We start from the raw sequence: 13,076 nt of genomic DNA, 5'->3' as shown, positions 1-13,076 counted from the left end.
ATAAGGCCATTACCAGAGACCAAAACAAATTTACACAAAATATAGGACTTGACCTTGCGGAAAGGAGAAACACAAATTGCCCAAACTCAAAGTCATCATTGCTGATGAAGACCCGATGGTTTGCTATCTGTGCAGAAATTACATTAGCGGTATCTATGGATTCACGGTGACATCAGAGACTCACTCATTGAGCTCCCTAAAAAGGGAACTAAAGAACTTAACAGTCGATCTTGTGCTTTTGGATGCTCATATGGACAAAGATTTAAAGCTTGATGGCTTTAAAGGCCTTAGAAGCGCTTTCCCTAGGGTAGATTTTATCGTTATGGCAAAAACCGGTGACCCATTTATAATACGCAATGTCATATGTCAAGGCGCTTTCGATTGCCTGATAAAACCCTTTTCCTTCAAAAGATTAGAATCCTCATTGAAAGCTTACAGGACGTACAACTTGGGCCTTACCACGCGGGATAGCCCTTGGAATCAAGAAGAGTTGGATAAAATGATGAGCGAGCTCGCAAACACTAAAGTTCATCCCCTAAGAGGAGACCTGCCTAAAGGTATACAAGAAAAGCTATTGGAGAAAGTAATTCGATGCCTTGAACAAAGCAATAAAGCTCTTTCTGCCAAGGAAATAGGAGGTATTGTGGGTATATCGAGAGCTACAGCAAGAAGATACCTAGAGTATCTATTAGAAAGCAAGCTAGTGTCTGCAGAGTATCCTTTCACTAAAATTGGAAGACCCAAAAAACTCTACAAATTAGTGCAAAAACAATAAACCCAAAACAGAGCATAAATGAGCAAAAAGTTTAATGTTTCAAGATTCTTATTTATCCTTTCCAGTAGTAATAAAACGGACACAACTGGAAAGGAGGATTTTTTCTATGAATAACGGGATCTTTTGTTTTCCCAAACCCAGGAACGAACCAACCAAAAATTATGCTCCTGGTAGCGTTGAAAGGAAACTGATGAGGAAGGAGTTATCCCGCCAAGAAAAGATCAAGGTCGAGATCCCCGTGATTATAGGGGGGAAGGAGGTACGGACAGGCAAGATAAGAGAAGTAACTATGCCATGTGACCACGGGCATGTCCTTGCCATCTACCATGAAGCAGGTCCAAAGGAAACAGAACTAGCTATCAAGGAGGCTCTACTAGCCAAAAAAGAGTGGGAATCCCTCCATTGGACAGAACGGTGTGCTGTGATGCTGAAGGTCGCTGAGCTAATCAGCAACAAATATCGCTATTTATTAAATGCAGCTACGATGCTGGGACAGGCAAAAAACGTACATCAAGCAGAGATAGATGCTGCCTGCGAAAGCATCGATTTCTTAAGATTCGGAGCTTATCAGGCATCATATATTTATCAGTGGCAGCCTTTACAACCTCACGAATATGATTGTGTAAACAAAATGGAATACAGGCCACTTGAAGGATTTGTTTTAACCATATCGCCTTTTAACTTTACTGCCATTGCGCTAAGCCTCAACTCATCAGTTATTACTATGGGGAACACAACAATATGGAAGCCTGCAAGAACTTCTTTGCTTTCCAGCTACTACTTGATGAAGATTTTTGAAGAAGCTGGACTGCCTCCGGGAGTAATAAACTTTCTGCCTGGGCCAGGATCTGAAATAAGCGAAGTTGCACTCCGCAACACCAATTTCGCGGGTTTACACTTTACGGGCTCCACAGATACCTTCAACACACTATGGAAAAAGCTTGGAGAAAATATATCAAAATATAAAAACTATCCGAGGATAGTAGGAGAAACAGGCGGCAAAGATTTTATATTCGCCCATTATTCAGCAGATATTCACGCCCTCGCTACCGCTTTAGTACGAGGAGCTTTCGAATATCAGGGACAAAAATGCTCTGCAGCTTCAAGAGCTTATATCCCTAAATCCATCTGGAAGAAGTTGAGGGAAATCCTCGTCGATTGGACAAAAAATCTATCAGTTGGGGATGTTAGAGACTTCAAAAATTTTGTAAACGCCGTAATAGATGAAGCGTCTTATAAAAAAATTATGGGGTACATCGAAAAAGCAAAAACTTCGCCAAACGCAAAGATAATAGTCGGAGGCAACGGAGATAAAAGAACCGGATATTACGTAGAACCCACCATAATAGAAACAAACGACCCTAACTTCGTGACAATGAACGAAGAAATTTTTGGGCCGGTTCTGACCATCTTCGTGTATGAAGACGAGCGCTTTGAGGAAACATTAACGTTATGCGACTCCACTTCCTCATACGGCCTAACAGGCTCAATCTTCGCAAAAGACAGGAAGGCTGTAGAAAAAGCAGCAAAAATATTAAGGTATGCAGCAGGTAACTTTTACATTAACGACAAACCAACAGGAGCTGTAGTTTGCCAGCAGCCATTTGGAGGAGCTCGAGCCTCAGGCACCAACGATAAAGCCGGAACTTACTTGAATCTGATTAGATGGATTTCTCCAAGAACTATTAAAGAAAATCTAAATCCCCCCACCCATTGGAGTTATCCGTTTTTGGAAAAGTAGACAAATGGTAACTAGAGGCCTTAAAAAGGCCTCTAGTTACCATGACTATGTTATGCTGACAACGGATAGCGAAAATGTCCCCTTACAGGGTGACAATATCACTGTCCGGTAACACATATAAACAACACCTAATTGACAAAGCACATTTATTGCAGTAAACTCCCCGTCAGAATAAAGAAGCGTTTTATAAAAAATTACATATATTTGCGCATCATTGGTGCCTTATCTTGCTCTGCAAGGTAGGCTTAAAAGGGAAGACCGGTGAGAGTCCGGCGCGGTCCCGCCACTGTAACGGAGAGCGTGGTTGAGATATGCCACTGTCGCTTTAATGCGATGGGAAGGTTCAACCAAGCGATGACCCGGAGCCAGGAGACCTGCCAGTGATGTAGAAGCACGCAAAACCACGAGGATGGTTGGTGCGGCAATGGGTGTCTGCTTCGGACATCCGAATGGTTGGTTTTTACCAGTGCCCTCCTCTGTGGAGGGCACTTTTTTATTCAAAAAGGGGGCGTAAACATGGGCTCTTCAAGTTGCATAGTTACCATTTTTCTGGTTGTAGTCGCTGCCTTTGCAGGTAACCACCTCGGTAAGCTAAACGTTGGGAAATTTAGTCTTGGGGAATCTGGTGCGTTGGTAGCAGGCATGACCTTGTCTCTTTTTCTAAGAAACTATTCCCTCTTGATACCCTCGTGGCTTATAAAGATAAGCCTCATATTTTTCATAGCTACAGTGGGTCTTATTGCAGGCAAAAAGATACAAACAGTAATCAAAAGCCACGGCTTCAAGTTCGCTCTTTTGGGGTTATCGATAACGTTTATTGGCGCCTTAACCAGTTACATTGTTGTTCTTACACTACCAACTTTATCCAAAGGACATGCTGCAGGAACTTACGTAGGAGCTCTTACAAGCTCCCCTGGATTAGCCTCGGCCTTAGAATCCGCCACTGATTACGGGAAAATTATGGGGTCAAACTACTCCGCTGACGTAGGTATAGCATATGCTATAAGCTATCCTATAGGAGTGTTACTGGTTATTCTTTCTACGAAATTACTGCCTCAAGTCTTCAACATAGGAACACAAAATAAAGAATTGACATCTTCTCATGCCCTTAACGCAACTGCAGATATAACTGGAAACAAGCCTGTAAATATGCAAAAAGCAATTTCATTCGTTTTGAGTTTTGCTATATGCTGCATTTTAGGCTACCTATTAGGCAATATTGCTCTCCCCTTATACAAAATAGGATATTTCAAATTGGGCACTACAGGTGGAGTTTTGCTATCCTCCTTGGCATTAGGATATCAAAGGAAAGTCTTCTTTTTGGATTTCAGGATTAACGAGAAAGTGCTTAATAAGGTTAGATCCTTATCCTTACTAATATTCCTAAGCTCCATAGGCCTTAAATATGGAAGCCTATTTTTCAAAACGTTGAGCTTCAATCTAATTGGCATACTTTTTGCCTCCCTTGTAGCAGGAAGCATATCTATCCTTTTTGGTTTTTGGGTCGGGCATAGAATTTTCAAACTCGATTGGCCGTTATTGTTGGGAGCTCTCTGTGGAGGCATGACATCTACACCTGGTTTGGGAGCAGCAATAGAAGCAGTCAATAGTGATGAGCCTGTTTTAGGCTATGGGGCCACGTATCCTTTCGCTCTTTTCGGCATGGTGCTTTTTACCAAGATGATCTTTGTTTTGCCTGCTATATAAATAATCTGAGAGAAAGAGGTGAGCTAAATTGGAGCTTCATGAAAGAATAAGAAGTAAGGTTTTGAGAGAAAAAGTGGTATCGAAAGAGGAAGCGGCGAAATTCATCAAAGATGGAATGACCGTAGCATGTAGCGGTTTTACTCCAGCAGGCTATCCCAAGGTCGTACCTGAAATGATCGCCCAAAGAGCCCAGAAGGGTGAAAATATAAGACTAAACATCATTACGGGCGCCTCAACAGGAGATGAATTAGACGGAGTTCTCGCAAGAAGTGGCGTCATTAAGAAACGATACCCTTACCAAACAAACACCGACTGCAGAAACGGCATAAACTCGGGACAGATAGATTTTTGCGATATTCATTTGAGTCATTTGCCTCAATTTATAAAACTAGGATATCTAGGTAATATTGACATAGCCTTAGTAGAAGCTGTTGCCATCACAGAGGACGGCGGGATAGTTCCATCCACCTCTGTGGGAGCGACGAACACCTTCGTTCAAAAAGCAGACAAAGTAATAGTGGAAATAAATTTTGCCCAACCGCTGGATTTGGAAGGCCTTCACGATATATATGACCCTGGGGACCCTCCCTTAAGATCGCCAATACCTCTGTGCAGAGTTTCCGATAGAATAGGAATACCATATATCCCTTGTCCGAAAGAAAAAATTGTCGCAATTGTAATCTCAAACCGAAAGGATTCTACAAACCCCGTTGCGGAGATAGATAGAGATTCCAGGCTTATCGCAGGCCACATAATTGATTTTCTTGAATTTGAAATCAAAAAAGGAAGATTCCCCAAAAATTTACTCCCTCTACAATCCGGCGTAGGCAGTGTGGCCAATGCAGTACTAACCAACTTCAAAGAATCCCGTTTTGAAAATTTAGAGATATACTCAGAAGTCCTGCAAGACGCCGTGCTGGAGTTGATCGATACAGGAAAGGTATCCTTTGCATCTGGGACAGCCTTTACAATCTCTCCCTCAAAATTGGACCACTTTTATAAAAACTTAAAATTCTACAAGAACTACACCATCCTCAGACCCCAGGAGATAAGCAATAACCCTGAAGTAATTCGTCGCCTCGGAGTAATAGCAATGAACACAGCAATAGAAATAGATATATATGGCAACGTCAACTCTACTCATATAGGTGGATGCGCAATGATGAATGGAATCGGAGGGTCTGGTGACTTCACCAGAAACGCTGCATTGTCCATCTTTACAACTAAGTCTGTGGCCAAAGACGGGAATATATCCTCCATAGTACCCATGGTATCCCATCATGATCACACCGAACATGATGTACACGTCGTCGTAACGGAACAAGGTTTAGCCGATCTGAGAGGCTTGAGCCCAAAAGAAAGGGTCAAACAAATAATCGGCAAATGCGCCCATCCAGATTTCAGGAAGGAATTATGGGATTACTACAGGAAAGCTCTTTTTTATGCCAAATATAAACATACTCCCCACATGTTAAATAGAGTTTTCGATTTACACAACTATATGGTTAAATATGGTACCATGAAACCCAAAGTCTGCTAAACCATTAAAGAAACCACACCTCATACAGGTCGTCTCCTTTCCTAGGCCGAGAAGGGTAACTTCTCGGCCTAAATAAATACCTCCCGCCCTAAATTTCGATCATTCCGAAGCCAATATCTCTTCATAACACTCCCTAAATTTATCCAAAGTGCATTCCTCTATAACTACGGATTTCTCACCCTTTACAGGAAGGACAAGCCTTGATTTGCCGTTGGTAAATTTCTTATCCTTTTCTATGAACGGAGCTATTTGCTCCCAGGTCAAATGGGACTTCACTGGAAGGCCCAAACCCTTCAGCAGGCTTTTGAGCCTGTTCAAGGTCTCTTCGTCACAAAGTCCCAACCTGCACGATAGGGTCGTAGCCACTACCAAACCGACGGAGACTGCGTCCCCGTGACTCCACTGGTATCCCGAGGCGCTCTCTATGCCGTGGGCCACAGTATGGCCAAGGTTTAGGCGCATCCTCTCCCCTGTTTTTTCCTGCTCGTCCATTTTGACTATGCTCTGCTTTATCGCCACGCACCTTGCTATGACCTCCACGAGAAAATCCAAGTCTCGCCTGACGAGGGCTTCTCTGTTGTTCTCCAGCAGCTTGAAAAGCTCCCAGTCCTCACCTAGGCCGTACTTGACGATCTCCGCAAGTCCCTGTCTATAGTTGTCCCAAGACAGAGTCAAGAGGCACTTGACGTCCGCTACAACTGCCCTTGGCCTGTAAAAGGCTCCAACAAGGTTTTTACCAAAAGGAAGGTTTACCCCCACCTTTCCACCTATGGAGCTATCCACCTGAGCAAGAAGGGTGGTAGGGCACTGAACCAAATGCACACCGCGCATCCAGGTAGCAGCGGCAAAACCCGCCACATCGCCCACGGAACCACCCCCTAGAGCTATTACGGTGCTTCCTCTGTCCAATCCTGCCTTGGCAAAGGCCTCATACAGTCCTTCCACATGCCTTAATGTCTTGGCCTCCTCACCTCTAGGCAGTATATAGAGCCCCTTCAGCGCCCTAAGCCTCCCTGAGAAAAAGGGACCGGAAAGCTCGTCGGCCACCACGAAAGGAAGATCCCCATCCCCCAACAAGCTCCTAAGCTTTTCTTCGCAGAGGATGCCTCTACCTATGAATATGCTGTCGTCTATTACCTCCTCAATTTTTGGAGCATCTTCATCAGTCAAAAGTCCCAAGCTCAAAAGGACCTCGTCCAGGATCTCCCCCACTGTTTTTCCGTCGGTCTCTATATGTAGGTTGCCCCCTTCATATATCTTCTGCCTCTCCCTCCAAAGTACCTCTACCTTTCCCTCGTCAAGCAATGGCCTTTTGCCCGGTTCGTTCTTCGCCCTTGCAATGGCCTCTTGTGGAGAAACTCCCAATATGACCAGGGTTCCTTCCTCCAGGATCTTACTCTTGAGGTCCTGATTCAAAAGGGTGCCCCCTCCAAGGGAGACAATGATATTGCCGGCATCCAAAAGATCAAGCAGGGTCTTTTTCTCCAGCTCCCTGAAGTAGGCTTCTCCTCTTTTTTTAAATATCTCAGCTACAGCCATGCCCTCCCTCTGCTCTATAAGAACGTCCAAATCAACGAAAGGCATACCCGTCCTCACGGATAAAGCCTTTCCCACCGTAGTTTTGCCTGCCGCCATGAACCCCCCTATGAATATGCTAGGCCTTTTCATCGTCTCTCCTCCCAACCCTACTAACATAGGAAGAAAAACGTTCTTGGACTTCCTCCAGGATATCTCCTCCAAATTGTTCCATTATGGCCGCCGCAATCACCCAGGACAGCATGGCCTCGGCTACTATCCTCGCGGCTGGAACGGCACACACGTCACTTCTTTCCCTGTGGGCAAAGGAAGCTTCCATCAGGTCCAAGCGAATCGAAGGCAGAGGCCTAGTGAGGGTGGGTATGGGCTTCATAAAGGCCCTTACAAGCACCTCTTCACCGTTGGTCATGCCTCCCTCTATACCTCCGGCGCGGTTGGTCTCCCTTTTGATCCTTCCTTTTTCATCCATAAAAATGCCGTCGTGCACCTGACTGCCAGGAAGGTCTGCTAGTCGGCACCCCTCTCCCACCTCCACTCCCTTTATGCCAGGAATGGCCATCATAGCTTGGGCTATCCTTCCATCCAACCTGCGGTCCCACTCCACGTAGGAGCCAACCCCAGGCGGAAGTCCTTTGACGGATACCACGAAGGCTCCCCCCAAGCTATCTCCTTCATTCATCGCCTCCCTTATCCTTTCTTTCAGCCTCTCCTCATCGGTTTGAAACACACAACCCAACGGCGAGTTGGAAGCAACATGCCATTCCTCCTCTTCAGAAGGTACTTTCACCGTCACTCCACCTACGCTTGTTACCGCGCTTCTAACTTCTATCCCCAAGCTTTCTATTAAAAGCCTGGCCAAGGTCCCCGCCACGGTCCACGCTGCGGTGGCCCTGGCGCTTGCTCTCTCAAGGACCGGCCGCATGTTTTCATGGCCGTACTTCAATCCTCCTGGAAGATCTGCATGCCCAGGACGAGGACAATAAATGCTCTTTTCCTTCACAGCTTCGGGATCACAACTTTGGGGATCCATGGAGCTTCGCCACATTTCCCACTCGCTGTTTTCAATGGTCAACCCGCATGGAGCACCAGTGGTTTTGCCGTTCCAAATGCCGCCCCAGATGGTAAGATGATCTTTTTCTATCTTCATCCTGGCGCCTCGGCCATAACCCCGCCGTCTGCGCTCAAGCTCCTTTTCCAACCTTTCTATGGGTACTGAAAGCCCTGCAGGAAGGCCTTCCACTACCGTTATGAGCCCCCTGCCGTGGGATTCTCCGCTGGTGAGAAACCTCAAAATCCCCATCGCCTCCTCCTTTCTGGCCTCAAAGGCCAAGGGCACTGCGCATAGCGCAAACTTCCGGATTTATCCCCGTAAAAAGGCGAAAGGCCCACACTCCCTGCCGCAAGAGCACTTCCTCCCCTGGTACGTGCTTCAAATTCCTCCTCTTCGCCTCTTCTATCAGTTGAGTCGTGCCCCCTGGAAGATAAACTATGTCCAAAACTCCTTTTACATCCCATGAATCCAAAAACCTCTCCAGCAAACCCTTCGGCCACGGCACACTGGACATTCCCAAGGACGTGGCATTGATAAGAAGGCCTCCGGAAGAAACAGGAAGGTCTCCCCAAGGAAGGAATTGGAAGGGCCTTTCGGGGAAAAGTTCGTTCATCTTTTCGACCAAGGTTTTCCCACGATTTTCCATTCTGTTGGTTATCCAAACTCTCTTAAAGCCCCTCTTCCCCAGGGCGTAGGCCGAAGCCTTTGCCGCTCCGCCTGCTCCTAAGAGGAAGGCCTCCTTGTCTTCAGAAATCAAAGAATCAAGTATCTCCTCTATGGCTATGACGTCCGTGTTGTACCCTAAAGCCTTCCCGTCTTTGAACAGGACGGTGTTCACTGCTCCAAGAGCCTTGGCTTCGGAGGTGGCCTCGTCCAGCAAGGTCAAAGCCGTTTCCTTATGGGGTACTGTTATGTTGCAACCTATAGCACCTAGACTCTTCAAGCCCTCCAGGGCGCCCTTCATATCTTCTTTTTTGACCTTAAAAGCCAAGTAGGCCATGTTCAGCCCCATCTTTGAAAACGCTGCGTTATGCATCGTTGGCGAAAGGCTGTGCTCCACTGGGTCCCCCAAAAGGGCCACCAGTTTGGTTTCAGCGTTTATATTCAAGGTCTTTTACCCCCTCTGAAAGCATGGACAGGTGATCGAAAAACTCTGGATAGGATATGCCAACACATTGGGCATCTTTCACTATTATCTCGTCTTGTGCAGCCAGGGCAGCTATGGAGAAGGTCATGGCGATCCTGTGGTCTTTTGAGCTTTCAACGCAACCTCCTCCAAGAGGTGTAGGACCAGTTATAAAAAAGCCGTCCTCCAGCTCCTCCACGTCTGCTCCCAAGGCTCTGAGCCCCTTGGCCATTGAACTTATGCGGTCTGACTCCTTCACCCTCAGCTCCTCTGCATGGGTGATCTTGGTTACCCCGTGGGCCTGGGTAGCTATGAGGGCCAGCAATGGAAGCTCATCTATCATGGTGGGAATTGCGTCTTTTTCCACCTCTATACCCTCAAGTTCCGAGTACCTAACCCTTATGTTGCCCACTGGTTCTCCGCCGGCAGGCTCTTTTTCCTCTATCTCTATGGAAGCCCCCATCTTTTTAAGGCATTCCAAAAAACCCGTCCTTGTGGGGTTTATCCCTACGTTTTCCAGCACTATATCTGAGCCCGGAACAATGAGTGCCCCAGTTATCCAAAAGGCAGCGGAGGAAAAATCTCCAGGAACCCTTATAGAACACCCTGGAAGGTCGCTGCATGGATAAACCGTTATCCGATTATCTTCCTGCCTCAGGGGCACTCCAAGATGTCGCAAAAGTCTTTCCGAGTGGTCCCTGCTCTTGGCAGGCTCCACTACGGTCACGCTCCCGTGGGCGTTCAAGCCCGCTAGAATCAGGGCGGTCTTCACCTGAGCGCTGGCCATGGGAAGCTCAAAGGTTCCTCCCGAAAGGCAGCCCCCCCTTATGGAAAGAGGAAGGTAAGCTCCGCCCCCAGGCCCATCTATCCTTGCCCCTAAAGTCCTAAGAGGGGATACAACCCGCCCCATGGGCCTTTTTCGCAAGCTCTCATCGCCGGTTATGACAGCAAAGACTCCTGGCGTGCCGGCCAAAAGGCCGCACAAAAGCCTGGCAGTGGTCCCTGAATTGCCAGCATCCAGGGGAGCTTTTATCTCCCCTGGATTAATCCCTCTTCTTACCCTTACCTTGTCTCCAATTCTCTCCACTAGGCACCCTGCAAGCTCAAGACACCTGAGGGTGGAGGCACAATCTGCTCCAGAGGAGAAATTCTCTGCAGTTATGCCCTCAGAGGAAAGGGCTCCGAAGAAGCCCACCCTATGGGATATGGATTTATCCCCTGGGAGGGTCAAACGTCCTTTTAGCCCTCCCTCTGCGGGTCTTATTCTTACGTCACTGCTCATCCCCATCACCCCTTTTGTTTACGCTCATGCCAAGGATCTTCTCCCTGCAGGACTTGGCCTTTTGCGCCATTTTAATGACTTCGTCAGTGCTTGAACCGGCTATTTCGCCCAGCAAAGACTCGGCCCGCAGGAGCAATGGCCTTATCAGATCCTGATTTTGCTCCCACATTTGGGCCACAAGCCAGGACGGTCCGCTGGAAAGCCTTGATGTATCCCTGAAGCCCCCGGAAGCCATAGAAAAAAGCCCCTCCAAACCCTTCATCTGCTCTGCTGCCACAAGGGGTAGCACCATGGAAAGCAACATGGGAAAGTGACTCAGGCACGCCGCTGCCCTGTCGTGAGACAAAGGATCCATCCGGAGGCTTGAGCCTCCCAGAGCCGATGCTAGCTCCTCTGCGATCTCCACGACCTCTTCGGATGTGTGAGCAAAGGGCACCACGGCGCAGAGGGCTCCTTGGAAAAGGTCACAAGAGGCGTTATTTATCCCCCCATTTTCCCTGCCCGCCATGGGATGAAACCCCACGTACCTCTCCCGCCATAGTTCCGATAGTGCCCCTCCCACTCTGCGCTTGGCACTTCCTGTATCCATTACGGCCTTGACGTTCCCGTTGGGGCAAAGGTACGCTTTTCTGCCTACGTCCACTATCTCCCCAGCTGGAACAGCTATCACAAGGACATCCGAAGATGAAACGAGTTCTTCCAACGTACCGTCCCCGTTGTCTATAAAGCCTCTCTCTTTGGCAAACTTCATCACTTCTTCGTCAACGTCCCAACCTGAAACCTTCCTCGCTCCTCCACGAGTCTTCAATGCACAAGCTATGGATCCTCCTATAAGGCCGAGACCTACGATACCTACATGGCAATCCTTAAGCCGCATGGTGCTTTAACCTCCTCGTCCAGGACGCTACACAACCTGTTTACGCTCTCCATCAGATCACCGAACTCCTCCAGAGTAAGGCTTTGGGCTCCATCGGAAAGGGCCTCATGGGGTCTTGGATGGACTTCTATCATGAGTCCATCGGCCCCGGCAGCCATGGCTGCCATGCTCATGGGTTTTATAAGTTCCTTGCGCCCTGTTCCATGGCTCGGATCTACGATGACGGGAAGGTGGCTAATGGATTTGACCAGTGGAACCACACTAAGATCCAGCGTGTTCCTGGTGCTGGTGTCGAAGCTTCTTATGCCTCTTTCACACAAGATAACCTTGTGGTTGCCTCCTGCCAGTATGTATTCTGCCGCCTGAAGCCACTCATCTACGGTGGCCATCATCCCTCTCTTGAGCAGTACTGGCTTTCTGGTACGGCCTACTGCCTTGAGAAGGGCAAAGTTCATCATGTTCCTGGCCCCTATCTGAAGTATGTCCACGTGGGGTTCCAGCCACTCCAGGTCCTCAGGAGACATTATCTCTGTGACTATGGGAAGGCCGGTCTTTTCTTTTGCCTCCACCAAAAGATTTATTCCCTCGCTGCCAAGGCCCTGAAAGGAGTAGGGGTTGGTCCTGGGCTTGAAGGCCCCTCCCCTTAGAACATTGGCACCTAATGCCTTGACACCTGATGCGGTCTCCAATATCTGGGGTCGGCTCTCCACTGAACAGGGTCCGGCCATTATAAGTCTGTGGCCGCCGCCTACCTTTATATCCTCGGTTATGTGGAAAACGTTGTCATCAGGGAAGGTCTCCCTGGAAGCCAGCGGATAGGGTTTTTTCGTGGAAGTTACCGTCTTCACGCCTGGAAGGGATAGAACCAGGTTACCCACTTTTTCACAGCCGTTTGAAACGATGTAGGGAGACTCAAAAGACCCTACAACCCTCAAACTGCAACCTCTTCGCTCCAGGAAATCACAAACTCTCGCCACCTCTAAGCTCTTACAACCTCTTGCCATGTGAATAACCAACATTCTCCTCTACCTCCTTTGGCGAATAAAAAAGCCGGAACGGGATGTGGAAATCCCGTTCCGGCTTTGATTTACTTTGATTCTTCTTTAGAGTCCCCTTAGACGGAGCCTGTCACTCCTTCGGGGTCTAAAAGAGCCTCGGACGGATTTCCACGTGCTGACTGGCCACTGGCGTAATAAAAGCGCCACTGGCCGCTGGTAAAGCCGAAATAATAGGACTGGCTATCAAAGAGGGCAACGTTTCCTAGATTTAGGCTTCTCATATCCGTCTGGCTCTCCTTTCCTTTTGTTTTGCGACTTAACTTCGTATAGATATTGGTAAGTTATTTTAGACATTATTTCCCATTTGTCAATATTGAATCCTCTTTTATTTGTAGATGAGCCTATATTTCGTTCCGTCTACTTTGGTAAAGTGAAAGAGATAA

10 protein-coding genes and 1 riboswitch are annotated in these 13,076 nt (G+C 47.6%); of the genes, 4 read left to right on the top strand and 6 right to left on the bottom strand.

The genetic code is table 11. The annotated features are described in order from the left end of the window. The first annotated feature begins 76 nt into the window (after positions 1-76). From V7Z69_RS08675 to V7Z69_RS08660, 4 genes are all read left to right on the top strand, one after another. Complete coding sequence (locus tag V7Z69_RS08675) at positions 77-775, top strand: response regulator (protein WP_334139621.1); 699 nt, start codon at positions 77-79, stop codon at positions 773-775. Positions 776-881: 106 nt separating this feature from the next. Beyond that, complete coding sequence (gene pruA / locus V7Z69_RS08670) at positions 882-2,516, top strand: L-glutamate gamma-semialdehyde dehydrogenase (protein WP_334139620.1); 1,635 nt, start codon at positions 882-884, stop codon at positions 2,514-2,516. 198 nt (positions 2,517-2,714) lie between these two features. Then, a riboswitch (cobalamin riboswitch) is annotated at positions 2,715-2,912 on the top strand. A gap of 120 nt (positions 2,913-3,032) precedes the next feature. Continuing rightward, positions 3,033-4,223, top strand: a complete 1,191-nt coding sequence (locus V7Z69_RS08665) for an aspartate-alanine antiporter-like transporter (protein WP_334139619.1) — start codon at positions 3,033-3,035, stop codon at positions 4,221-4,223. A 28-nt stretch (positions 4,224-4,251) separates the two neighbouring features. Next, a complete protein-coding gene (locus V7Z69_RS08660) occupies positions 4,252-5,763 on the top strand; it encodes an acetyl-CoA hydrolase/transferase family protein (RefSeq protein WP_014164005.1) in 1,512 nt (503 codons plus the stop codon). Between the two features lie 99 nt (positions 5,764-5,862). Here the strand turns inward: V7Z69_RS08660 and aroB are convergent, their stop codons facing one another. The 6 genes from aroB to aroF are packed head-to-tail and all read right to left on the bottom strand — an operon-like array spanning position 5,863 to position 12,654. Next, positions 5,863-7,431: a 3-dehydroquinate synthase gene (aroB, locus tag V7Z69_RS08655; protein WP_334139618.1), complete on the bottom strand. Its 1,569-nt coding sequence runs from the start codon at positions 7,429-7,431 to the stop codon at positions 5,863-5,865. Continuing rightward, positions 7,418-8,599 (bottom strand): chorismate synthase, encoded by a 1,182-nt coding sequence (aroC, locus tag V7Z69_RS08650; protein WP_334139617.1) that lies wholly within the window; start codon positions 8,597-8,599, stop codon positions 7,418-7,420. The genes aroB and aroC overlap by 14 nt, the downstream gene beginning before the upstream one ends. 19 nt (positions 8,600-8,618) lie before the next feature. Beyond that, positions 8,619-9,458, bottom strand: a complete 840-nt coding sequence (gene aroE, locus V7Z69_RS08645) for a shikimate dehydrogenase (RefSeq protein WP_014164008.1) — start codon at positions 9,456-9,458, stop codon at positions 8,619-8,621. Continuing rightward, entirely contained in the window at positions 9,442-10,758 is a 1,317-nt protein-coding gene (gene aroA, locus V7Z69_RS08640) for a 3-phosphoshikimate 1-carboxyvinyltransferase (RefSeq protein ID WP_334139616.1), read from the bottom strand. The genes aroE and aroA overlap by 17 nt, the downstream gene beginning before the upstream one ends. Next, complete coding sequence (locus V7Z69_RS08635) at positions 10,748-11,635, bottom strand: prephenate dehydrogenase (protein WP_334139615.1); 888 nt, start codon at positions 11,633-11,635, stop codon at positions 10,748-10,750. The genes aroA and V7Z69_RS08635 overlap by 11 nt, the downstream gene beginning before the upstream one ends. Beyond that, positions 11,611-12,654: a 3-deoxy-7-phosphoheptulonate synthase gene (aroF, locus tag V7Z69_RS08630; RefSeq protein WP_334139614.1), complete on the bottom strand. Its 1,044-nt coding sequence runs from the start codon at positions 12,652-12,654 to the stop codon at positions 11,611-11,613. The genes V7Z69_RS08635 and aroF overlap by 25 nt, the downstream gene beginning before the upstream one ends. Positions 12,655-13,076: the final 422 nt, after the last annotated feature.

Source organism: Thermovirga lienii, assembly GCF_036847465.1.
GTDB lineage: Bacteria > Synergistota > Synergistia > Synergistales > Thermovirgaceae > Thermovirga > Thermovirga lienii.
Note: the sequence above shows the minus strand (reverse complement) of the source record. Positions and strands in the feature narration are given on the sequence as shown.